Source organism: Caballeronia sp. LZ035, assembly GCF_031451175.1.
Lineage (GTDB): Bacteria > Pseudomonadota > Gammaproteobacteria > Burkholderiales > Burkholderiaceae > Caballeronia.
In genome coordinates this window covers 1,259,980-1,283,442 of sequence record NZ_JARUXS010000004.1, presented here as the reverse complement: position 1 = coordinate 1,283,442, position 23,463 = coordinate 1,259,980, and the positions used below count along the sequence as shown (strand labels likewise).

Sequence of the window (23,463 nt, the reverse complement as noted above, 5' to 3'; positions counted from 1 at the left end):
GATGGCCACGTTCGGACACGGCTTTGTCCTGTACCTTCGAAGCTTTGCACCATGAGCCGATGTCAGACATGGCCCGCTCGATTTTTCTTCTGTTTAGAACCTGTGTGCTCGTCTGGGTCTGTGTCTGTGCCGCGTCGGCGCACGCCGCGCAGACGGACATTCCGTCGACGTTCGTCAGCGACATCGACGAAACCGTGGTCGCAAAAAACGGTTCGCTGACCGGGCACGAAACCAGTGTGCTGCGGACTCATACGCCGGCCGGGATACAGAATGCCGCGCAGAGGAATGTCGGGTACAACCCGGGCATGTCGAACGTGGACAAGCTTGCGGAGTCACGTCCGGAGGGCACGCCGATGTTCGAGGACAAGAAGCCGCGTGTCGTGATGTCGGTCAACGTTGAGCGTGGGATCGACCGCGCATCTGAATTGCAGAAAGGCTCGGGCTGGAGTGTCGACTCCCGGCGCAGTCATTGACTTCACCGTTCCGGGGCGGCGGCTTGCTCCGCAAGATCGAGCGGCCTGCGCAGCAGCGCATCATCGTCAAAATGGCGGCCCGGTGAACGCCGCTCATTCCATCTCACGCGCGACCCGGAAACCGTTCTGCGATTGCCGCACGCTCGCGCTGTACTTGAAGCGCGTCGCGGACTGCATGTAGCTCGCGCCTTCCCGCCAGGATCCGCCGCGGATCACGCGCACCGAGCAGGAGGGCTCGTCCCACGCGCGGCCATCGGCGGGGGCGTTCTTGTAGGAGCTGTGCCAGCAATCGGCCACCCACTCCCAGACGCTGCCGTTCATGTCATGCAGCCCGTAGGGGTTCGCCGCGAACGATCCGACCGGCGTCGGCGCATCGGCGCGGTACGGCTCGCCGCAGTCCTTGCAGTCGGCGTTGCCCTTCTTCATCTGGTCGCCCCACCAGTAGACCGTCTGCGTGCCACCGCGCGCGGCGTATTCCCATTCGGCCTCGGTCGGCAGGCGATACGGTTTGCCGCCCACCTTGCTCAGCCATTTGACATACACCTGCGCATCGTCCCAACTGACGTTGCGCATCGGCGTATTGGCGCCCGTCTCGCCATCCGGTGCGATGCGCGTGCAGGCGCCGGCATCGGCACAGGCGTTCCATTGCTCGACCGTCACTTCGTTCTTGCCGATGGCGTACGCATGCCCGATCGATACCTTGTGCGGTGGCTTCTCGGCGGGATCGTCGTTGTTGCTGCCCATCGTGAAGCTGCCGGGCGTGATCGCGATCAGAGCGGGGCAGGCCGGACAGTCCTTGATTTCGCCGCTCGCAGTCTTGGCGGCGGGACGAGCTGACGCGGCAGCAGCGGCGGCCGTCGCGGCGGGCGCGGGGGATGGGGCAGGCGCAGCCGTGGATGCACTCTGACGCGGCTTCTCAGGGGCTGCGGCGGCAGCGGAAGGCGCGGGTTTGGGCGCGGGCGCGGCGGGCGTGGCGGTGGCCGCGGACGGTGCAGTGGGTTGTGCCGTGGGCGGTGCAGCAGGCGCCGATGCGGCTGGCTTCGCGCTTCCGGCCGCGTGCAGCCGTTCGATGCGCGCTTTCGCCAGCGCCGCGAAACGACCGTTCGGATAGGCCTTCAGGTAGGCCTCGTAATCGCTCGGGAAGGTGCTGTCCTTGATCGAATCCCAGAACGCCAGTTCGTATTGCTCGTTGCTGTCCTTGGGAAGAATGCCGCGCGTGCGGACGGTTTGGTCCGTGGCGGAATCGGCGGCATAAGTGGCGGTTGAAGCGGCAACACGCATGCTGTCCGATACCGCTTCAATCGCGAAGCCCTGTTCCAGCGAAGACGCAATCCATGGCTGCTGCGCCTGATGCGACAGCTTCGCGACCTGCGCGGCGGCCGTATTGAACGTAGCGGCGGATACCACGCCCCGCTCGCCGAACGCGTGCAGCAACGCCGCCGTATAACGGCCATTGCGCGCTCCCTCGCCGGCCTCTTCGCCGGGCGCGGCAGCGTAGGCGACCAGCGTGCGCGGCGGCAGGTTCCAGACTGCCGGCGCCGTTTTTTCGAACGGCTCGGAGAGGCACATGTCCAGCACCACGAGATTCGCGCCGCCGGGTCGCGCGCGCGCCATGCGTTCGACGATCTCCCGCGCGGCCACGCCCTTGTCGACGAGTTGCGCGGGCGCGTTCGCAGGCGCATCGAGCGGCAGGAGCAGCGCATCGCCGCCCACCTGAATACCGTGCCCCGCGAAATACACGAGCGCCGTGTCGCGTGGACCGAGCCGGCTGGCGAAATCGTCGATGGCGCGTCGCAAGGCGCCGGCGTCCAGATCAACGCGGCGCGTGACGTCGAAGCCGAGTGAAGCGAGTGCCGTGCCGATGTCGTTCGCATCGCGCGTGGCGCCTGGCAGCGGACGCCCGTCATAGTCCGCATTGCCGATGACGAGCGCGGCGCGTTGCGGCGCGAGCAGTGCCGCGGATGCGCTGGACGACGCCGCGCGTGCGGGCGCGAATGTGGCGCCGATCGTTACGAACATGCTTGCGATGAGAAGAGTTCGCCACATATTCACACCCTGTGCGTCCGGCTTCGAGTTGTAGGGCGCAGCGCCGCTGGCGCGCTTCTGCGCAAAGACTGCACGGGCGAGGTCCGCGCCCGGGACCGGTCACGTGAAGCGCAGCGCGTTTCCGTGCCAGTGCAGCAACAACAACGATAGCACTTAGTCATACGATGCTTCATCCCCTTGAAGGAGGGCTCCGCAATGAGGCATTCGGGGCCCTGCGTGCGTACGTATCTTTTTTAAACGTTAGGGCCTAATCTAAAAAAAACGCAGACGATGTCGAGCGCTTCAAGCCTGTGCGTACCGGTGCGTACGCTCGTGCAGGAAGCGATTCCCTGGCTGACCGCCATGCCCTTTCCACCCGAGAGGCGTGCATAACATGCTGAGAAGAACCGTGCTGGGCGCCCTGGCTTCCCTTGCTGCACTCGTCGCCGATTCGTCGTTTCCCGCCGCGCGTGCCCGCACGCCCGCGCCGCCCAACGCCGAGGCCTACATCATCTGGCCGCCCGACGGCGCCGTGATCAGTGGCGGCAAGCTGTGGGTGCGGATGGGCTTGCGCAACATGGGCGTGTGTCCGAAGGGTATCGACATGCCGAACGTCGGCCATCATCACTTGCTGGTCGATACCGACCTGCCGCCGCTCGACCAGGAGATTCCGTCGGACCGCAACCATCTGCACTACGGTGCCGGCGAAACCGATGCGCGTCTCGAGCTTCCGCCCGGCAAGCACACGCTGCAACTTCTGATGGGCGACTACAACCACGTTCCGCACGACCCGCCCGTGTACTCGAAGAAGATCACCATCACCGTGAAGGCGTGACACTTGCCGAGGGCATACGACATGAAGAAACGATCCGCTCGCGCGCCCGCTCTCTTGCTGGCAGCCACGCTTGTCACCGCGACCACGGCCGCGCTCGTCGCGTCCACGGACACACACGCCGGGCCGACGCCCGCACCGGCCAATGCGTACGCGTACATCGGCTATCCGAACGACGGCCAGACCGTGCCGGCGGGCAAGCCGTTCAAGGTCTGGTTCGGCCTGCGCTTCATGGGCGTCGCGCCGCGCGGCGTCAAGTTTCCGAACACGGGACATCATCATTTGTTGATCGACGTGGATCTGCCGCCGATGGATCAGGAGATTCCATCTGACCGCAATCATCTGCACTACGGCGCCGGAGAAACCGAAACCCTGATCGAGCTTCCACCGGGCAAGCACACGCTCCAGCTCCTGATGGGCGACGACAAGCACATACCGCATAACCCGCCGGTTTATTCCAGAAAGATCACGATCTACGTCAAGTGAACCCGGCGCCGCCGAGCGCGGCGCCATTCCCGTCCCTGGCCGATGAAGCGGCGCACGTTCCGGTGCGGCGGGAGCGGTTTGTCTTGTCGATGGTGAAGCATGTTGTTGAACGACCAACAGCCGGAGTCCGAAGTGTTGGCCTCTGACCAGCAGAAGAGGGTGGAACGCAGCGCGGGCCGTATCGATACAAGTCATACGGCACAAGGCCCAGCGACGAAACGAAGATGCGTTGACGCGACTGGCATGACCCATGCATTTAACCGGTACGAGCCGACACCACGCTCGAACCTGCCACCCACCCCAAGGGGAACCGACATGACGAAGCTCACCATCAAGGATCTTCCCGTCAGCGAAGAACTGGATCGCCGTGCGATGAACGCCGTACGCGGCGGCAATGCCTCGCTCGCTTCGGGCTTCTTCCCGGGCCTGGACCTCTCGGCGTTCGCGATGTCGCTCACGCCGCAGCAGTTCATCAGCCAGAGCCAGACGACGCTCAACGAGAACGGCAGCAACATCGCGTTCGCCCAGGGCCTCGCCGCAAAATCGAACGTCGCGCCCAAGCAGGATGCGAAGAACATCGCCAACTTCAATTTCGGCGTGCCGGGCGACGTCGCCTGAGCGTTTCGGGGAATGAAACAGCAGTCGCAGCAGTAATGCACCAATGCACCAATGCATCAATGCAGGAAAGGCGGGGCACGGGGAGCTCTGCCGTAACACCGCCCGCAAGCGGGCGTCATGGCCGCGCGTCGTGTCGCAGAACACGCGCGCGCCATGTGACATAACCCGTATGGAGTCGCGGTGCGCCGTGTGATCTACTTGATTGACTGAATGACGTCACTCGCGGTCGGCGCCGCGCTTCTCACCTGTTCATCCGACCGTCGGTGCGCGTTCACCGGGAGTGAGATCGTGCAAGCCTTGTTGCCATCGTTGCGCGTGCGCTCGGTTCGTCGCTTGTCGACGGCCGCCGGGCTGTGCGCCGCCGCGCTCCTGTCCGGTTGCATCGACGTGAAAGTGCCGACCTATCAGCGCCCCGACACACCCGAGAAAACCGCGTTCAGCAAGATCGACGCACCGGCCGTCGCCGCGTCCGACACCATCCAGCCCGACTGGTGGAAGCAGTTCCAGGATCCGTATCTCGATTCGCTGGTGGAGAAGGCCATCAATGGCAACATCGACATCAAGGTGCTCGCGGCGCGCATTCAGGTAGCGGGCGCGCAGATCGGCGAAGCGCGCGCGGGCGCCTTGCCTTCGATGGACCTCGGCGCGGGCGCGGCCTTCGAAAAGACCACCGGCCAGAAGTTCTCGAAGACCTACAACGTCGCCACGCAGGTGAACTGGGATATCGACATCTGGGGCGCGGTGGAAAAGGGCGTGCAGGCGCAGAAGGCGGAATTCCGCGCCACCGAGGCCGACTGGCGCGCAGGCTATCTCGAACTGGTCTCCTCCGTTTCGACCACCTACTTCCAGATCCTCCAGTTCGACGACCAGATCGATCAGCAGAAGAAAACCATCGGGACCAATCAGCAGATCCTGACGATCTTCGAAGGCATGGAGAAGAACGGCCTCGTGCCGCATACGCAGGTCTTGACGCAGCGTGCCGAACTCAACCGGCTGACACGCGATCTGCTGGAAATCAAACGCTCGCGCGATCTCGGCGACAACGCGCTCGCCACATTGATCGGCGTGCCGGCGGGCAATTTCAAGGTGCCCGAAGGCCAGCTCCAGAAACGCGTCAAGGCGCCGCCGGTGCCGTCGGGGCTGCCGTCGCAGCTGCTGTCGCGGCGTCCCGATCTGATCGCAGCCGAATACCGCGTGCTGGAAGCGTACGACCTCGTCGGCCAGGCGAAACTCGCGCAACTGCCGACCATCAGTCTGACGGGACGTGGCGGCACGGCGAGCTTCGCGCTCACCGATCTGCTCAAGACCTTCACCTTCAGCTTTTTGCCGAGCATCAACATCCCGTTGCTGGACCCGAGCGTGCGTGCCCACGTGAAGACCACCGAAGCGCAGAGCACGGTGTTCGAACAACAGTATCGAAGCACGGTGATGGGCGCGTTCGAGGAAGTGGAGAACGCGCTCGTCAATCTCGATTCGCACATGAAGCAGCGTGGCGAACTTCAGCAGGAAGTGGATCAGTTGACGATCGTGGCCGCGCAGATCGACGCACAGCTGAAGGAAGGCGTCATCTCGCAGCTGCAGGTGTTCGAGACCGAACGTACGTTGCTGGCCGCGCAGCTGGCCTTGCTGGCGAATCATCAGCAGATCCTGTCGGATACGGTGACGCTCTACAAGGCGCTGGGCGGCGGCTGGCCGACGGTCGATGTGCAGAGTGCCAGCAAGGACGCGATGAAGTAAGCATCCCTCCGGGCTTCATGCCCTTGGCGACATTTCATATGAAGTAATCCATGCAGGATTGCTCACGACCGCTCATGATCAATTACACCGGTGCCGCACGATTGACTACGACGATGCGTGACTTACACTTTCAACAGCCGCCGGAACCCGCTGTCATGGCGTCCGGTGCGGCCCAACTTGTCCATGTACCCGGCGTCGACGGGCGTTCCCATAACGCGTCGGCCGCAGCGGCTGGACGCAGCGTGTGACATGGACATGGCTCAAGGCTATCCCGTCGCGGAAGCGCCGCCGAATGTCGGCGAGGCGTTCGATGTCATCCTGAAACCGCTGCCGAATCCGGAGCTCGGCAGCGACGCCGATCATCTGACGGAAATCCGCATCGACGAAAACCTGTTCCCGATCGGACGCGCCGAAGCGCCGTTCGACGCGAGCCCGCCTGAAGCCGTCGCACAGTTGTCGCGGCGTCACGCGCGCATTTTCATCGAACACGGATTCGTTTATATCGCCGATCTCGACAGCAAGAACGGCACCGCCGTCAACGGCACGCCCGTGCGCGAAACGCCCGCGCGAGTACACAGCGGCGACGTCGTTTCATTCGGCAGCCGGTTGTCGTATCGCGTGCAGTTCGCGCCGCGCGCACGAGGGGCGGGCCTGGCGAAACCGGTCGGCGTCACGCTCGTGCCGCAGCGCGACGACCTCGGTTTGCAGATCATCGAACTGGTGCAGTTTCCGTTTCTTGTCAGCAAGACAGACGACAACTTCGCGCGTTTTCGCGAGCGCTATCCGCATCAGGTGAACTATGTGTCGCGGCGGCACGCACATGTATTCATCAAGAGCGGCGCGCCGTTCGTCGAGGATCTTGGCAGCACCAACGGCACCTTCGTCAACGGTGAGCGGCTCGGCGCGTCGGCGCTCGAACTGAAGGACGGCGACAGTGTCGCGTTCGGCGGCTCCCACTTCGCCTACACGGTGCGCCTGCATGGCGACGAAGGCGAATCGACCCTGACGGAAATCGTCCTGCCGAAGCGCCCACAGGCACAGGCAGCCCCGGAAGAAGCGTTCGACAGCGACAAGACGACCTTCGTCGGCTCGGCGCATTCGTTTCTCGACATCTTCTGCGTGGACCAGGCAGCCGCCCGTGAAGACGAGATCAACGAGGACGCGCAGCCCGGCGTCGCTGAAGAGAAGCGCCCGGACACACATCAGGCGAAACGGAGCAAGGCTGCGCTGTTTGTCGGGGAACTGCGCCGGACGCTTGCCAGCGATGACGGTCCCACGTCGCGGCGCACGCGCATGGTGGCGGCAGGCGTACTGGCGGTGCTGGTCGCGGGCGGCGCGGCGTTGTTCTATAGCGGCTCGTCCGAGCGGCACGTCAGGTCGCTGATGGCGGACGGCGACTATGGCGCCGCGGCCGGCGCAACGGACACGTATCTGAAGAGCCATCCACAGGACCAGCATGTCGCGGCGATCAACACGGAGGCCGTGCTCAAGTCGAACGTGCCGCGCTGGCTCGCCGCGCTGAAGCAAGGCGATTTCAAAGGCGCGGACGCGCTCATCGCGCAGATGGGGACGCTCGGCGAACACAATGCGGACGTGCGTTCGCTGCTCGACGAACTGGCCTGGATCGGCCGGCTCGAAGCGTTCGTGATGGGCCGCGGCGGCGCCGATGCGCCCATCCGCATCTATGCCGACGAACCGCGCATCGACGCGATCCTGAAGCACTGGGATGCCGATGCAACCGGACATCAGCGCGACCTGGACCGCATCGCGGGCTATGTGCCGGAGTTCCGCGATCCGTATGGACTGGCGCTCAGTCACTTGCGCAAGCTGCAAAGCGACGACTCCGTGTATCTCTCGGCCATCGACCGGCTGGACGCGAGCATCGTGAAGAGTCTCGGCCAGGACGATCTCGATGCCATCGACGCGACGCTCAAGGACTATGCGGAGAAGTATCCGCGCCTTGCGGGCCTCGATCGCGTGCGCGCCGATCTCGATGCCTTTGGCGCCGTGCGTCGCGGCCTGAACGGCGCGAGTCTCGCGCCGCTCGCGGCCGCGTTGACGAAGGCGAAGTTCTCGACGCCGCCGTTTCAGGACAAGTTGCGTCAGATGAGCGCGAGTCAGTTGCCGCCACAGGCGGTGTTGACGCAGTACGCCGGCGTCGCGGACGCATGGAACGAGGGCAGGAGCGCCCAGGCAATCGACGCGCTGCAACAGTTGCCGCAGGGCGCGTGGTCCGCGACCGTGCAGAAGGAACTGGCGCACAAGAAGTCCGTGGCCGCGCAGTTCGCCGATGTACAGAAGGCGCGTGGCACGAAGAACTATGAAGAGGCGTTGCTCTCGTTCTACGAAACCCTCGACTTCGACAGCGACGCGTACTACGTGAAGACCGTCGCGCCGGAAGTGGCCTCGCTCAAGGATCGCGCGACGGCCCGCGCACAGTCGCTGATGGCGCAGGCACAGACGTCGTGGCAGCAGTATCGGACGAACGGCGGCATTGGCGGATCGCAGCGGCTGGAAGCAAGTGTGTCCGACACGTTCCGCGCACAGGCGAAGCTGCTGTCCGATGCGGAAGACGCCGCCACACGCGGCATGCGCATCTTCAGGCAGGTCAAGGCCGACGGCGCGAGCGCGAAGTGGACCTCGCTGGCACGGGAGATCGACACCGAAGCGAACTTGCAGCGCCGCTCGTTGCAGGATCTGCGCATGGTGCTCGAACCCGGGCTGCTGAATACCAAGCTTGGACTGATCGGCGCCACACAAGGTGCCACGGCGAACCCCAGCGGAGGCGCAACCAGTGAAGCGAGACGCACACCTTAAGCCCTTGTCTGAAGCGCTCGGCGATCACGGCGTGGAAGGCATCTCGATCCTCACCGCGGAGCCGCTCAGGTTCACCCAGGCGCTGGTCTTCGCGATGGTCGCGCTGATCGGCTCCGGGCTGATCTGGTCCTTCGTCGGCCATGCGGACGTGATGGTGTCGGCGCAGGGCACGCTCGCGCCGGAATCGGAGGTGCGGCGCTTCTACGCGCCCATCGACGGCGAACTCGCCGATCTGTACATCGCGGAAGGCCAGCCGGTGCGCAAGGACGACGTGATCGCACGGCTCAATGCCCGGGGCGCGATCGAGGCGGCCTCCAACGCGCTCGAAGCACAACTGAAGCTCGACGATGCCGAGCGCGAGTGGAAGCAGTTCCCGGAAAAGAAGCTGCTGATGGAGCGGCGGATCGCCGCGCTCAAGGATCAGATGGACGTCGAGGAACATCAGCATCAGCAGCGGGTGTCCGAAGGCACGAGCAAGCTCGCGGAAGGCCAGAAGGCGCAGTTGCAGGAAGCGCGCAGCACGCTGGAGAACGCGCGCCGCGCCCGCGATGCGGCCAAGGTCGAGCTCGACCGCTTCCAGCGTCTGTTCGCGCTGCCGGGCGGCGGCGGCATCGCGCAGACGCAGGTGGACCAGAAGCGCAATGCGTATCTCGAAGCGGACGGCGCGTATCGCGTCGAGCAATCGCGGCTCGCGGAACTCGACTTTCGTCTGAGCCACGACTTCACCCAGGCCAAGCGGCAACTGGAAACCAGCGGTCAGGAAGCGACCAGCCTGCGGCTTCAGTATGAGGCGGCGATGCGCGAGGTCGCGAGCACCGAAGACAAGTTGCGTCTGCAACTACAGACCGCGCGTCTGGTGGCGGACGCCGCCGCGCGCATCAAGTTCGAGAACATCGACAAGGACAATTTCCTGTTGATTCTTGCGCCGGTGTCGGGCGTCATCACCGATGTTACGTCCACCCAGCCCGGCGACAAGATCCAGGCGAACACGCCGATAGGCGGCATTGCGCCCGCGAATGCCAAGCCGGTGCTGAAGATCGAGATCGCGGAACACGACCGGGCCTTCCTGCGTGAAGGACAGCGCGTGAAGCTCAAGTTCAATGCGTTTCCGTACCAGCGTTACGGGGTGATCGACGGGACGCTCGCGTTCATCTCGCCCGCGACCAAGCCGAGTCCGACGACCAAGCAGCCGGTCTACGAAGGACGCGTGACGCTCGATCGCGATTATTACCAGGTGGCGGATACGCGTTATCCGCTGCGCTATGGCATGACAGCGAGCGCGGAGATTGTCGTGCGCGAGCGGCGTCTGATCGACCTCGGGCTCGATCCGTTCCGCAACGTGGCGGGGTAGGTGCAGGGGCAGGCTCATCACCAGATCGACACACATCCAGACGGAGAAGAACATGACGGCGATTGTGCGTATCGACGACGAAGTGGTCGATGTCGGCGAGTTTCTCAGGTCATTGAAGCTGAGCGGCCAGTTCGACGGCCTCATCGAGCAACTCGTGCGCGACAAGCTGACGGTGCGCGCCGCGCGCAAGACCGGCGTGGAAGTCAGCGACGAAGAAATCCAGAACCGCGCCGACCAGTTCCGCCGCATTCGCGGACTGCATCGCGCGGCGGACATGAACAATTATCTCGATGCGCTGCACGTGAGCCTCGACGAGTTCGAGGTGTTCATCACGGACTCGCTGTATCAGGAAAAGATGCTGGACCGCGTGGGCACCGAGCGTGAGGTCGAGGAGTATTTTCAGCTGAACTCGCCGCGCTTCGACAGCATCGAAGTGAGTCACATCCTGCTGGATACCGAAGGCAGCGCGAAGGAAATGATTTCCTATCTCAACGACGACCCCGACAGCTTCGCCGAAATGGCGCGCGAGCATTCGCTGGCCGATACGCGCGACGAAGGCGGACGCGTCGGCCGGGTGATGCGCGGACAGTTGAAGCCGGAAATCGAGGCGAAGGTGTTCAACGCCGAAGTCGGCGATCTCCTTGGACCGTTCGTTTCCGCGGACGGCACGTCATATGAAATCTTCGCGGTGACAGCCAAATATTCCGCGCAGCTCGACGACGACGTGACCGCTGAAATCCGCCGCATGCTGCGCGAGGAATGGATGTCGCTGCGGGCGCAGGAACATGTGATCGAAGCGCGCTGAAGCCCACTGAAGCTCACCCAAGCCCACCGAGCAAGCGACACGACATGGACGCGCCATCGAGCCTCGATTCACCCGCCGAGTTCCTCTCGTCGGTGGAGATACTCTCGCCCTTTTCTCGTGAAGAGATCGACGAACTCGCCGCCCAGGCGGTCTCGCGCCGCTTCGGCTTTGGCGAGACCGTGTGCAACGCCGGCGATGCCGCCAACGGCCTCTATATCGTCAAGGCGGGCTCGGTGCGCATCTTTACCGAGGAGCATGGCAAGGAAATCAGCATGGGGGTCAGGAAGGAGCGCGAGACCTTCGCCGATATCGCGATGCTGCGCGACTACCGCCATGAATCGTCGGTGCGCTCGTCGGGCAAGACCGAGTTGCTGTTCATTCCGCGCGCGGCGATCGAAGTCGTCATCGCAAGGAATCCGGCCGCGCTGGCCTTCGTCACGAGCTATGTCGCGATCAATTCGGCGGGCGGGTTCGTCGCCAAGCTCTTCGATCTGCGCACCAAGCTCAACAAGGCCGAGCTGGAGGAATGCGTGCGCAGTGTCGGCGTGAAGCGCGTGGCCGAAGGCAAGGAAATCCTCAAGCAGGATTCGCGCGACGACCGTCGGCTCTATGTGGTGCGGCAAGGCGAAGTGCGCATCGTGCGCGAAGAAGGCGGCCAGCAGCATGTGCTCGCTACGCTCGGTCCCGGCGAGATCTTCGGCGAGAAAGCCTGCGTGATGCGCCAGGAGCAGATGGCTTCGGCCATTGCGAGCACGGATACCCGACTGCTCGTGATTCCCGAGAAGACCGTGCATTTCATCATCGAGCGCAATGTGAAGCTGCGCGAGGTGCTGGAGGAACGCATCCGCTTCACCGAACGCGAAATGCAGCGGCAGAAGAAGATGGCCGAGCGCCGCCGTCTGCCCGCGATGCTCGACCTGCACACGCGGCCCGAAATGGGCGAACGCGTGCTCAAGCGCTTCGCGTGGGTGGAACAGGCCGAGGAGATGGATTGCGGCGCGGCGTGCCTCGCGATGATCTGCCGTCACTACGGCATCAACATGACGCTCGGCAAGCTGCGCGAACTCGCCAACGTGACGACCTCCGGCGCGACGCTCGATTCGCTCGCGCGCGCCGGGGAATCGCTCGGCTTCACCGCGCGCGGCGTGCAATGCACGTTCGAGTCGCTGCGCGGCTTCGAGATGCCGTTCATCGCGCACTGGGAGGGTTATCACTACATCATCATCTACGGAGTCTCGAAGGACAACGTGTGGGTCGCGGACCCGGCGCTCGGCTTCAGGAAGATGACCGTCGGCGAGTTCGAGCGCGGCTGGAGCGGCACCTGCCTGCTCTTCACGCCGGGACAGGATCTCGCGCAGAAAGCCGTGTCGCGTTCGCCGTGGCTGCGCTTCGTCGGCTATCTGAAGCCCTACAAGAAGATCCTGCTGCACCTGTTTCTCGCGACCTTCGTAATCCAGGTGCTGGGCGTGATCCCGCCGCTCATCATTCAGAACATCCTCGACGGCGTGATCGTGCATCAGAACGTCGGGCTGCTGCATGTGCTGGTTGCCGGGCTCATCATCTCCAGTCTGTTCACGCAACTGATGTCCACCATCCGCGCCTATCTCGCGAACTTCATGGTGCGCAACATGGACTTCGCGATGATGTCGCAGTTCTTCAAGCACACGTTCTCGCTGCCCTTCGGTTTCTTCGCCAAGCGCAAGACCGGCGACGTGTTCGCGCGCTTCCAGGAGAACCTGACCATCCGCGCGTTCCTCACGGAATCCACGGTCACGACCGTGCTGAACCTGCTGATGATCTTCATCTACTTCACGATCATGTTCCTCTACAACGTGAAGCTGACCCTGTTGCTGATCGCCTTCGTGATCCCGATGACGGCGCTGACCGTGCTGGCCACGCCGCGCATCAAGCAGAACGCGCGCGAGAGCTTCTCGGCGGGCACGGACGCGCGTTCCTATCTGATGGAAGCGCTCGGCGGCGTCGAGACCGTGAAGGGCATGGGCATCGAGCGCGCGGTGCGGCTCAAGTGGGAGAAAAAGTACGCAAAATCGCTGGAAGTGCAGTACAAGTCGCAGCGTTTCAATATCGCGGTGGGCCTGTGCAGCCAGTTGCTGAACGCGGCGACGACCATCGGCGTGCTGTGGGTGGGCGCGAATCTGGTGCTGGCGCGGGAGCTGACCATCGGCCAGTTGATCGCGTTCAACGCGTACATGGGCAGCGTGCTCGCGCCGCTGATGGGCCTCATCAACCTGTGGAGCCTGCTCAACGACGCAGGCGTCGCCATGGAGCGGCTGGGCGATGTGCTCGACATCGAACCGGAGCAGAAACCGGAGGACATGCAGCAGCGCGTGATGCTGCCCGATCTTCAGGGCGACATCAGCTTCAAGGGCGTGTACTTCCGTTATGGCGACGGCGAAACGCCCTACGTGCTCGAGAACATCAGCTTCGACATCAAGCCGGGCGAACTGATTGCGGTCGTCGGGCGCAGCGGCTCGGGCAAGACCACGCTCGCGAAACTGCTGGTCGGTTTCTACGGGCCGAGCGAAGGCAAGATGACCGTGGACGGCTACGACATCACCGTCGTCGACAAGGGTTTCTATCGGGCGCAGATCGGCTATGTGATGCAGAGCAACCTGCTGTTCTCGGGAACGATTGCCGACAACATCGCGAGCGGCGATGAAGCGCCGGACCGCCGGCGCATCGAGGAAGTCGCGAAGATGGCCGATGCCCATGCGTTCATCGTGAAGATGCCGCTCGGCTACGAGCAGGTGGTGGGCGAGCGCGGCGTCGGGCTTTCGGGCGGACAGATTCAACGGCTGTGCATCGCGCGGGCGCTGTATCACGACCCGCGCCTGCTGGTGTTCGATGAAGCGACCTCCGCGCTCGACACGCAATCGGAGAGCAACATTCTCGGCAACATGCAGGAGATATTGAAAGGGCGCACGGCGGTCATCATCGCGCACCGGCTGTCCACCATCATGCGTGCCGACAAGATTCTCGTGCTGTACGAAGGCGGCATCGTCGAGCAGGGCAGGCACGACGAACTCGTCGCGAGAAAAGGCATGTACTACCAACTCGTGCAGAAGCAACTGAGCGCAGCATGAAAATACTCGACCAACCGGAAAGCGAAGCCAGCGCGCCGACCTCGGCGATCTCGTATGCGGGACTGATCGAGAAGATCGAGATCCTGCGCTCGACATTGCGCTGGACCTCGCGTCTCGAACGCCCCGAAATCGAAAAGCTGCTGCGGCAGGCGAGCGCCCTGCGCGACGAAGTCATGCAGATGTCGCACAAGGAGCGCTTCGTGCAGGCCGCGGCGGCGGAGCCGAAGCGGGATCTTTCGCCGGGTGCGCGGCGGCGGGCGTTGCTGGAACGCAGCTTCATCTTCGAAGGGACGTTTGGCGACAATCCCAAACTGCTCGAAGCGCTGGAGATCGCCGAAAAGGCCGCGCCCACGGATCTGCCGGTCCTGATCGACGGCGAGAGCGGCACCGGCAAGGAACTGATGGCGAAGGTCATCCACGCGAACGGCGGGCGCGCCGACAAGCCCTATATCTCGGTCAACTGCGGCGCGATTCCAGAAAATCTGCTGGAGTCGGAACTGTTCGGGCATCGCAAGGGGGCGTTCACCGGCGCGACCAACGATCGCAAGGGCAAGTTCGAGAGCGCCCATACCGGCACCATCTTTCTCGATGAGATCGGCGAGTTGCCGCTGACGGGGCAGGTCAAGCTGCTGCGCGTGCTGGAGGCACATGAAATCCAGCGCGTGGGATCGGACGAACCCATTGCGGTGGATACGCGCATCGTCGCGGCGACCAATCGCAACCTGCGACAGTTCTGCGACGAAGGGCGTTTTCGCGAAGACCTGTTCTACCGTCTCAGTGTGATTCACCTGACCTTGCCCGCGTTGCGCGAACGGCGCGACGAGATTGCCCTGCTGTTGCAGTACTTCGGCGATGAAGCGGCGGCCACGCTCAAGCGCCGGCCGGTGCGCATGTCTCCACGGCTGCGCGATTTCCTGCGCAACTACGATTACCCCGGCAACATCCGCGAGCTGCGCAACGTGGTGTATCGGCTGACGTGCCTGGCCACGGACCTGGCGGACCTCGAGCATCTGCCGGTGGATATCCGGCCGAAGTCGTCGCTCTCGCTGGCCATGAACGATGCCTCGGCGAACGGCAACGGCATCGTGACGGCAAGCTCGCTCGCGGAGGCGAAACGCGTGGCAAGCGATGAAGCCGAGCGCGCGTTTCTCGAACGCGGTCTCAAGGAGACCGGCGGGACGGTGGCGGAACTGGCGCGGCGCTATGAGATGAACCGCTCGCACCTGCAGATGCTGTTGAAGAAGCATGGGCTGCATTCGAAGGAGTTTCGGCTGGCGGCGCAGAAGAGCCGGGAGGCGGAGGGGTGAAGGACGCGCATGATGTGCTCTCAGCTTGCGTGTTGACTTCGTCCCACAGCCGGGCAAAATGTACATACAAACGTAAGTACAGGTGGCGTGTGCATTTCGAATGGGATAACGCAAAAAATCAAATCGACATTCGAAAGCACGGAATCGATTTTCGAGATGCCGTTGATGTATTCAATCACCCGGTCCTGACCAGGCTCGACAAACGGGAAGCATACGGAGAGGAGCGCTGGATCGCGGTGGGCTGGATCAAGCAATTGGTGGGCGTTGTGGTGTATGTCGAGAGATACGCGGATGTGATCCGCATCATCTCGGCGCGCCGGGCAGATAAACACGAGGCAAAACGATATGAGCAAGAAGTCGGGAACTGACTGGAAGCGCCTGGCCCGGATGACCGATGCCGACATCGATTATTCGGACATCCCGAAACTTGACGATGCGTTCTTCGAGCAGGCGGAACTGCACGTTCCACCCAAGCAGGCGGTCACGATGAGGCTTGATGCGGATGTGCTCGAATGGTTTCGCCAGCAGGGAAAGGGTTATCAGACACGCATCAATCGGCTGCTGCGCGCCTACATGCTGACCCAGCAGAATCGCCATACCTGACCCGCGTCAAACCCCCGGATTCACCTGCGTCTTGTCCGACGCCATCAGATCCTCGGCATGCGCGACCACGACCGAAATGTTGTCGCGCCCGCCGCGTGACAACGCGATTTCGAGCAGTCTTTGCGCCGCCGTATCGCAATCGCCGGAAGCAAGTTCGTTCGCCATCTCCGCTTCGCTCACCTCGTTCGACAGACCATCGCTGCATAGCAGGAAGGTGTCACCGTCGCGCAGTTCCAGCGTGTTCTCGTCGAGCTCCAGCACGTCCAGCGCGCCCACCGCGCGCGTGATCAGATGCTGCGCCGGATGGTGCAGCGCTTCCTCGGCCGTCAACTGCCCGCGTGCCTTCAGTTCTTCCACATGGCTGTGGTCGCGCGTCAGTTGCACGAGGTTGCCCCGTCGCAGCAGATAGATCCGGCTGTCGCCGGCCCACAGGTAGCCGCACGCGCGATCGCGTGTGATCAGCAAGACCACCGTGCTGCCGATGCGCGAGACCTGTCGCCGCGCCGCCTCCGCCCGCAGTTGTTCGTTCACGCGCAGGAGCCGCGCGCGCGCATCGGCCAGGACGTTCGTCAGGCCGCTTGCGCCTTTTACCTTCGTGAGACTCTCGATGACCATGCGGCTCGCGAGATCGCCGACCGCATGCCCGCCCATGCCGTCGGCGACGGCCCACACACCGCGCGTGGGGGCATCGAGCAGAGCGTCCTCGTTGATCTGCCGCACGCAGCCGGTGTCGCTGCGGGCGGCGGAAGTCCATCGAAACTCGCTGGGGAAGGTCATGGAAACCTCCGGGACTCGGGGTGACGCGGCGGGCGGAGACTGCGGACGATCGCGGTCATTGTCTCCCAACATGCGCCGCAGCGAACGGCGAATGTGCACCACTCAGCCCGCGCGATTCCCGGCGGCCGAGGCGGGATTGACCGTCAGCGTCGCACCGTTGCCCGTGTTGGTGACGCTGGTGCTCTGGAACTGATTGACCATCTGGCCGACGTTCGTCGTGTTGTTGGTGACGTTGTTCGTCACCTCGTAAATGTTGTTCGTGACATCGAAGACATTCACGGTTGCGCCGCCCACGCCGCCGCCGCCGCCCGATCCCCGATCCACGAAGGGCGTGATCCAGCCGTAGACCCAGGGTGCACCGCCGCCGCCGCTGATGGCCGACATCGCCGCCTGGTCGAGTTCGTGGTCGTAGGCGAGATCGGTAATGGTGAGGATGCCCATGGCGGTTCTCCGGAATGGCCTGAAGGGACGCGCGTTATCAATGCAAGGGACGTGCCGGAATGCGCGCACCAGTGGATCTAAAAATGGGTCGCCATAGAGGACGGGCGTGAGCGGCGGGCACCCGGACCGCCTCGTCTTCACGACGGCAGGCGAACAGTCGGCACGGCCCCGACACCGTGCGCCGGCTCGAATGCCTATCACCAACACCTTGTCCGGCGCGCGCGCAACGCGCTTTGAAGCGCCTCATGGAGTGTGCGAGAGAGTGATGCAAAAACCCCGACAGACACGCCGGAAAACTGTTGGCCACGCTCCTACAGCCAAGCCGTCCGGTACGACATGAATCCATCACTAATTTATAAAAATCAATGACATAGTAACCCTGGCAAGGAAGATGCAAAAGAGCTGGCAACCCGGCGCCACACAAACACATGACGCCAAGCCGAACCGCCTCGGAGCCAGCCATGTCAACCCAAGAACAAATCGAAGTGAACCCGTCGCAAGCCTTTGCGCCGGAAGACGAACCCGCTCTCGGCACCGAACTCGTCACGCGCCGTTCGGGCTACGACCACCACGGCATCTATGCCGGCAACGGCATGGTCATTCACTACGCCGGTTTCGCGAAGTCGCTTCATCGCGGACCGGTCGAGGAAGTGACCGTCGAACAGTTCGCAGCCGGCCATGAAGTCACGATCCGCCAGAACCCGGCCGCCACGTTCGTCGGCATGGAAGCGGTGCGCCGCGCGCGCAGCCGTATCGGCGAAGACCGTTATCAGCTGCTGACCAACAACTGCGAACACTTCGTCACCTGGTGCCTCGACGGCCGCGCGCGCAGTCGCCAAGTGCAGGCCTGCCTGGCGCATCCGCGTGCTGCGGTCCGCGCCGTGAGCGGACTGTGCCGTGCCTATATCGCCGCCCGACGTATCCGCCGCATGAATGCGGCGCTCGCCGCCTGATCGGCGCCCGACGCGCCTGAACACTGCACGCTGAACCTTGAACCCGAGGAGACCGTCATGCAAACCGCCGCCAACTCGCTGCACTGGGCCGTCGACAAGTGGCTCGCGCCGACGTCCGCGCATCCGGCACGGGTCGTGCGCCTGTGCCGTTCGCAGACGACCGGCGCGCGCTATGTCTGCATCGAGGCACAGCACCCGGGCGGCCCGCTGGCGATCATCTTCTTCCGTCACGACGACGGCACCTGGAACGTCTTCCCGCCGCAGACCCGGCGCCCGTCGATGAGCGCGCAGCGTCTCGCCGCCTGAAGACAACGGACAGCGACGAGAACGGACAGCCGGGCAGGGCCGGAGCGCATCGGGCGGCTCCGGCTTTGACACGGCGAACCCGCTGCCGCTACTCTAGGCGCAAGCATTCCGGCCCTGCGACGACATCGCCGGGTCGCGCGGAGGCAGCCGGTCGTGGTAGCTTTGCGTCCGTGAACCAGATCGACCAATTTTGAGGCATTGCCGATGACACAGCCCGACTCCGTTCGTCCCGCCCGCGCGACGTCCGATTCCCATCCGGACGACAATCCGCTCGGCATTGCGGGGCTGGAGTTCGTCGAGTTTTCGAGCCCTGATCCGGAGGGGCTCGCCGCGCTGTTCGGCCGGCTCGGCTTCGTGCCCGTGGCGCGGCATGTCAGCAAGGCGGTGACGCTGTTTCGCCAGGGCAGCATGCACTTCCTGCTGAACGCCGAACCGGATTCGTTCGCCTCGCGCTTCGCGGAGTCGCACGGTGTGGGCATCGCCGCCATCGGTATTCGCGTGCTGGACGCGCAGGTCGCGCACGAACGCGCGCTGGAATACGGCGCGTGGGACTTCGAGGGCGAGAAAATCGGCCCGAACGAACTGGCGATTCCGGCTATCCAGGGCATCGGCGACTCGCATATCTACTTCGTGGACCACTGGCCGGGCAAGAACAGCGGCGAGACGTCCATTTACGACATCGACTTCCGGCCGATTCCTGACGCAAGCCCCGCCGCGGACAGCACCGGCCTGCTCGACGTGGATCATTTCACGCAGACGGTGGGTGCCGGGCGCATTCAGGAATGGCTCGACTTCTATCGCGAAGTGCTGCACTTCTCGGAGATCCATCAGGTACATCCGGACTGGCACGTCTCGCAGGACTCGGCCGTGATCGTGTCGCCGTGCGGCTCGATCCGCATTCCGGTGTACGAGGAAGGCACCTATCGCACGGACCTGATGCAGCAGTACCTGCCGGATCACGAAGGCGAGGGCGTGCAGCATATTGCGCTGGCGTCGGAGGACATCTTCGCTTCCGTCGATAACCTGCTCGCCCGCGGCGTGCGTTTCCTCCAGCCGCCGCCGCGCTATTACGACGAGATCGACGAACGTCTGCCCGGCCATGGTCTCGACATCGAGGCCTTGCGTTCGCGCGGCATTCTCGTCGATGGCGAGATCCTCGCCGACGGCACGCCGCAGCTGTTCCTGCAGACCTTCGTCGAACGCCGGCCCGGCGACATGTTCTTCGAGATCGTCGAGCGGCGCGGCCATCACGGCTTCGGCGAGGGCAACCTGAGCGCGATCGCGAAGGCGCGCGGCTGAACGGGCACGCCTTCGCATACACGCTCATTGCACGACGACCGTCCCCGTCATGTGCGGATGCAGCGAGCAGAAGTACTTGTAGATACCCGGCTTGTCGAACACGTGCGAGAAGTGCTCGCCGCTGTCGAGCGGGTCCGACTTGAAGGTCTTGCCCTCGTCCGCGACGGTATGCAGCATGTCGTCGTGATTTACCCAGGTGACCGTGGTCCCGACGGGCACCGTGATGGTCGGCTGATTGAACGCGAAGTTGTCGATGGAAATGGTCGGCGCGGCCGCCATCGCGACTTGTTGCGCGGCCGCTTGCGCCGGCTTCTGCGCGGGTTCTGCGGCACATGCAGTCGGCACCATGCCGATCACGCCCTTCACGACCAGCGCGAAGGCCGCCTTGCGCAGGAACTTGCCGGCGAGCGGCCGGAGCGTGGCCGGCGAAACATAGGGCGAAACATAGTTCGCGAGCGTCGTGGCGATCATGACTGCACCCCCGCGAGCGACGTATCCGTAACCGCGAGCTGGGTTCGTCCGGCGACGTGAGTGACTTCACGCAGTCCGAGCATGCTGCGCAACTGATCCGATGGCACCTTCATCGGACCGGGTCCGGACGGCGCGCCGGGCGCGGGTTGCGGGAAGGCGGTCGACATCGCCGAATAGAAACGCATCTCTCCCTCCACTTTCTGCGCGACCTGATGCACGTGGCCGTTCAGCACGGTCACCGAGCCGAAGCGCTTGAGCAGCGCGAGCGCCTGCGCGCTGTCGTCGGTGCCCCAGCCCCATTCCGGATAGAGCGCCCACAGCGGAATGTGCGCGAACACGACGATGGGCGTGCTGCTCGACTTGCCCTGCAAATCGGCCTTGAGCCAGGCGAGTTGCGCATCGCCGAGAAAGCCGAGGCCGCCGCCCTTCAGGTCGATCACGTTGGTCAGTCCGATGAAGTGCACGCCGCCCTGGTCGAAGCTGTACCAGTGACGGTTGCTGCCACGGCCGTATTGCGCCGAGAAGCGGTCGAAGAACGGATTGCCGTCTTCGACCAGCACGTCGTGTTCGCCCGGCACGTAGTGCACGTCCATGCCGGCGGCGCCGATGATCTGCGTCGCCGTATCGAACTGCGCCGGCTTCGACAGGTGCGTGATGTCGCCGGTATGGATCATGAAGGCAGGGCGCTTCTTCATCGCGCTCACGCGCTTCACGGCTTCTTCGAGCGTGCTGGTCGGCTCGGTGTTCGGATCCTTGTTGAAGCCGATATGGCTGTCGCTGATCTGCACGAAACTAAAGCCGCTGGTCGTCTCGGCGGCTTGCGCGGACGAGATCAGACGCGAGACCGGCACGCCGCCGCTCACGGTCCAGATCACGCCGGCGCCCGCCCATGCCATGCACGACAGGGCGGTGCGGCGGCGCTTGCCGTGATCGTCGAGTTCTTCGTGTTGTTGCTGTTGCTGAGTGAGGGTATCCGTTTTCATGGCGGGTTCCTTGGTGTCGATGTGGGTCGTGGTTCCTGGGGTCGGGTGCGCTTCCCTTCGTGGGGATCGCGTGCCCCTGGCGGCCCGGTGCAGGGGACGAGGCCTGAGCGTGGCGCCCGGTGTGCGGACGTTGCTGTGGCATCCGTCCATCGAACCGGTGAGGAAGGCCTGTTATTCCCGCTTTATTTTTTTGGCAACCGGGATGAAGACGGGAATAAAACCCGGGCGGCATGCGTAACGGTGAGGGAGGGCGCGGGAAGCAGTCGTACCGCGCTGCCTGGGGCAGTTTCCCGAACGTGGCAGGCGAAAGGAGACCGCGCGATGTGGCAAGGCAGGTCGAGACAGGACAAGGCCGGACGCGGCGAGCACGCGGACCCGCAGGCTGCGGTGGCGATGCGCGCGCGTTTCGAGGCGACGGTGATGCCGCATCTGGATGCGGCCTATAACCTCGCGCGCTGGTTATCCGGCAATGCGAGCGACGCCGACGACGTGGTACAGGAAGCGTATCTCCGCGCCTTCCGCTTCTTCGGCGGATTCGATGGCGGCGCCGAGGCGAACGCACGTGCGTGGCTGCTGGCGATCGTGCGCAATACCTGGTTCACGGAGTGGCGTCGACGGGTGCAGACGGCGGACGCGACGCCTTACGACGAAGAACTGGGTGGCGACGAAGCGTTGCCGGGATGGTCGGAGGAAGGGGGCGCCGATCCCGAGACGCTGGCCGTGCGTCGTGACGAGATTCATCTGGTGCACCGCGCGCTGGAGGTGCTGCCGGTGGCCTTTCGCGAAGTGCTGGTGTTACGAGAACTGGAAGACATGAGTTACAAGGAAGTCGCATCCGTCACGGGCGTGCCGATCGGCACGGTGATGTCGCGGCTCGCGCGCGGCCGCAAGATGCTGGCGGGGGCGGTACGCGCGGCCCAGGGTGGGCAAGACCGGCCGAGCGTGCGGCTCGTGCGCCGTACCGGACCAGGTCAATCTGAGGAGTCGGGAAATGGAAAATAACGATACCGCCTCGTTGGATACGAGGCTTGCCGACGGTTCGCTCTATCAGCGCGCACCGGTGCATTTGCGAACGCAGGTGCTGGCGCGGGTGCGGGAAGCGGCGTGGGAGGACGAGCGTGAGCGCGCGCCTGTGCATCGGGCGAGCCGGGGCTGGTTCGGCAACGCGTTCACCGCGCCCTGGCCGTTTTTTGGTGGCGCGTTCGCCGGCGCGACGCTCTCGGCGCTCGTGCTCGGCGCGATGCTCTGGTTCCAGGCGCTGCCGCTGGTGACGGGCGTGGCGACCGGATCGCCGATGGCGCAGGAGATCGTATCGAGCCATGTGCGCGCATTGATGTCGGACCGTCCCATCGACGTGCTTTCCAGCGACAAGCACACCGTGAAACCGTGGTTCAACGGACGCATCGACTACGCGCCGCCGGTGATCGATCCGGCCGGACCGGGATTCGCGCTGGTCGGCGGCAGGCTGGATTACATCGATCATCGTCCGGTGGCGGTGGTGGTGTACCGGTATCTGAAGCATCCGATCGACGTGTATGTGTTCCCGGAGCACAAGGGCGATGGCAAGAGCAAAACAGCCGACAAGGACTTCACGCCGGTCGTCACGCAATCCGACGATGGTTATGCGCTGGCACGCTGGAATCACGACGGGATGACGTTCTGGGCAGTGACGGATGCGTCGGGCGGGGTGTTGAGGCAGTTTGTCCACGCGATTGAAACGGGCGCGCCGCGTTGAGTAAAGGCGGCGATGGCTTCACAAGGGTGCAAGGTTGCGCGCGGTGTTCTTCGGGATGCCGCGCGTTTTTTTATGGGCGCGGGTGGATGCGAGGCTGACTGCTTCATGGATCGGCGACCGCGCTAGTCGCTGAGCGTTTTGTTCCGCTCGTTTTGCGACTGAGCGTGGCGGGTTGATCGGCCAGACGTTCGCGGTCATGCGGACGTACATGCCGGAAAACGACCGTGCTTTCTGCACACCGGTCTATGTGCGGAACCCCACACATCTGATTTAAGCGACCAGATAACATCTGCGCGCATGCTCGAACGTCGATGATCCCGCTCTGACTGTTTCGACGCGG

22 protein-coding genes are annotated in these 23,463 nt (G+C 64.0%); 17 read left to right on the top strand and 5 right to left on the bottom strand.

Annotated features, from left to right (window positions below; all coding sequences use genetic code 11):
* Positions 1-23: 23 nt before the first annotated feature.
* Positions 24-473 carry a hypothetical protein gene (locus tag QCE88_RS36280; protein ID WP_309910394.1) on the top strand — a complete coding sequence of 150 codons (450 nt, stop codon included), beginning with the start codon at positions 24-26 and terminating at the stop codon, positions 471-473.
* Positions 474-566: 93 nt separating this feature from the next.
* Here the strand turns inward: QCE88_RS36280 and QCE88_RS36275 are convergent, their stop codons facing one another.
* The gene (locus tag QCE88_RS36275; RefSeq protein ID WP_409018278.1) at positions 567-2,519 is read right to left on the bottom strand and encodes an SUMF1/EgtB/PvdO family nonheme iron enzyme; all 1,953 of its coding nucleotides are present in this window, start codon (positions 2,517-2,519) and stop codon (positions 567-569) included.
* 373 nt (positions 2,520-2,892) lie between these two features.
* Between QCE88_RS36275 and QCE88_RS36270 the strand changes: the two genes are divergently transcribed.
* The 11 genes from QCE88_RS36270 (at position 2,893) to QCE88_RS36220 (ending at position 16,158) form a co-directional block, all read left to right on the top strand.
* Positions 2,893-3,333 carry a DUF4399 domain-containing protein gene (locus tag QCE88_RS36270; protein WP_309820281.1) on the top strand — a complete coding sequence of 147 codons (441 nt, stop codon included), beginning with the start codon at positions 2,893-2,895 and terminating at the stop codon, positions 3,331-3,333.
* Positions 3,334-3,354: 21 nt separating this feature from the next.
* Entirely contained in the window at positions 3,355-3,816 is a 462-nt protein-coding gene (locus tag QCE88_RS36265) for a DUF4399 domain-containing protein (protein WP_309910390.1), read from the top strand.
* Positions 3,817-4,131: 315 nt separating this feature from the next.
* The gene (locus QCE88_RS36260; RefSeq protein ID WP_309910389.1) at positions 4,132-4,434 is read left to right on the top strand and encodes a hypothetical protein; all 303 of its coding nucleotides are present in this window, start codon (positions 4,132-4,134) and stop codon (positions 4,432-4,434) included.
* Positions 4,435-4,722: 288 nt separating this feature from the next.
* A complete protein-coding gene (locus QCE88_RS36255; protein WP_309910388.1) occupies positions 4,723-6,171 on the top strand; it encodes an efflux transporter outer membrane subunit in 1,449 nt (482 codons plus the stop codon).
* Positions 6,172-6,426: 255 nt separating this feature from the next.
* Complete coding sequence (locus tag QCE88_RS36250) at positions 6,427-8,988, top strand: FHA domain-containing protein (protein WP_309911029.1); 2,562 nt, start codon at positions 6,427-6,429, stop codon at positions 8,986-8,988.
* On the top strand, positions 8,966-10,339 hold the full coding sequence (locus QCE88_RS36245; RefSeq protein WP_309910387.1) for an HlyD family efflux transporter periplasmic adaptor subunit: 1,374 nt from the start codon (positions 8,966-8,968) through the stop codon (positions 10,337-10,339). The genes QCE88_RS36250 and QCE88_RS36245 overlap by 23 nt, the downstream gene beginning before the upstream one ends.
* Before the next feature lie 52 nt (positions 10,340-10,391).
* Positions 10,392-11,144 carry a peptidylprolyl isomerase gene (locus QCE88_RS36240; protein WP_309910386.1) on the top strand — a complete coding sequence of 251 codons (753 nt, stop codon included), beginning with the start codon at positions 10,392-10,394 and terminating at the stop codon, positions 11,142-11,144.
* A 44-nt stretch (positions 11,145-11,188) separates the two neighbouring features.
* Entirely contained in the window at positions 11,189-14,248 is a 3,060-nt protein-coding gene (locus QCE88_RS36235) for a peptidase domain-containing ABC transporter (RefSeq protein WP_309910384.1), read from the top strand.
* Entirely contained in the window at positions 14,245-15,555 is a 1,311-nt protein-coding gene (locus QCE88_RS36230) for a sigma-54 dependent transcriptional regulator (RefSeq protein WP_309910383.1), read from the top strand. Before QCE88_RS36235 ends, QCE88_RS36230 begins: the two co-directional genes overlap by 4 nt.
* A gap of 89 nt (positions 15,556-15,644) precedes the next feature.
* On the top strand, positions 15,645-15,923 hold the full coding sequence (locus tag QCE88_RS36225) for a BrnT family toxin (RefSeq protein WP_309910382.1): 279 nt from the start codon (positions 15,645-15,647) through the stop codon (positions 15,921-15,923).
* Positions 15,901-16,158 (top strand): BrnA antitoxin family protein, encoded by a 258-nt coding sequence (locus QCE88_RS36220; RefSeq protein WP_309820262.1) that lies wholly within the window; start codon positions 15,901-15,903, stop codon positions 16,156-16,158. Before QCE88_RS36225 ends, QCE88_RS36220 begins: the two co-directional genes overlap by 23 nt.
* A gap of 6 nt (positions 16,159-16,164) precedes the next feature.
* Here QCE88_RS36220 and QCE88_RS36215 read toward each other — a convergent pair whose 3' ends face one another.
* Positions 16,165-16,935 carry a protein phosphatase 2C domain-containing protein gene (locus tag QCE88_RS36215; protein WP_309910380.1) on the bottom strand — a complete coding sequence of 257 codons (771 nt, stop codon included), beginning with the start codon at positions 16,933-16,935 and terminating at the stop codon, positions 16,165-16,167.
* 102 nt (positions 16,936-17,037) lie between these two features.
* Positions 17,038-17,376 (bottom strand): hypothetical protein, encoded by a 339-nt coding sequence (locus QCE88_RS36210; RefSeq protein ID WP_309910379.1) that lies wholly within the window; start codon positions 17,374-17,376, stop codon positions 17,038-17,040.
* Between the two features lie 461 nt (positions 17,377-17,837).
* Between QCE88_RS36210 and QCE88_RS36205 the strand changes: the two genes are divergently transcribed.
* From QCE88_RS36205 to QCE88_RS36195, 3 genes are all read left to right on the top strand, one after another.
* Positions 17,838-18,329, top strand: a complete 492-nt coding sequence (locus tag QCE88_RS36205; RefSeq protein WP_309910377.1) for a lecithin retinol acyltransferase family protein — start codon at positions 17,838-17,840, stop codon at positions 18,327-18,329.
* Between the two features lie 57 nt (positions 18,330-18,386).
* A complete protein-coding gene (locus QCE88_RS36200) occupies positions 18,387-18,635 on the top strand; it encodes a hypothetical protein (RefSeq protein WP_309910376.1) in 249 nt (82 codons plus the stop codon).
* A 204-nt stretch (positions 18,636-18,839) separates the two neighbouring features.
* A complete protein-coding gene (locus tag QCE88_RS36195) occupies positions 18,840-19,934 on the top strand; it encodes a VOC family protein (protein ID WP_309910374.1) in 1,095 nt (364 codons plus the stop codon).
* A 24-nt stretch (positions 19,935-19,958) separates the two neighbouring features.
* On the opposite strand, the gene QCE88_RS36190 is transcribed toward QCE88_RS36195, so the two are convergent.
* The gene (locus QCE88_RS36190; RefSeq protein ID WP_309910373.1) at positions 19,959-20,405 is read right to left on the bottom strand and encodes a cupredoxin family copper-binding protein; all 447 of its coding nucleotides are present in this window, start codon (positions 20,403-20,405) and stop codon (positions 19,959-19,961) included.
* Positions 20,402-21,388, bottom strand: a complete 987-nt coding sequence (locus QCE88_RS36185) for a metallophosphoesterase (RefSeq protein WP_309910372.1) — start codon at positions 21,386-21,388, stop codon at positions 20,402-20,404. The genes QCE88_RS36190 and QCE88_RS36185 overlap by 4 nt, the downstream gene beginning before the upstream one ends.
* Positions 21,389-21,709: 321 nt before the next feature.
* Here QCE88_RS36185 and QCE88_RS36180 point away from each other — a divergent pair, with 321 nt between their 5' ends.
* Together QCE88_RS36180 and QCE88_RS36175 are read left to right on the top strand one after the other, a co-directional pair.
* Complete coding sequence (locus QCE88_RS36180) at positions 21,710-22,390, top strand: RNA polymerase sigma factor (RefSeq protein WP_309838080.1); 681 nt, start codon at positions 21,710-21,712, stop codon at positions 22,388-22,390.
* Positions 22,380-23,123: an anti-sigma factor gene (locus tag QCE88_RS36175; protein WP_309910371.1), complete on the top strand. Its 744-nt coding sequence runs from the start codon at positions 22,380-22,382 to the stop codon at positions 23,121-23,123. Before QCE88_RS36180 ends, QCE88_RS36175 begins: the two co-directional genes overlap by 11 nt.
* Positions 23,124-23,463 lie beyond the last annotated feature (340 nt).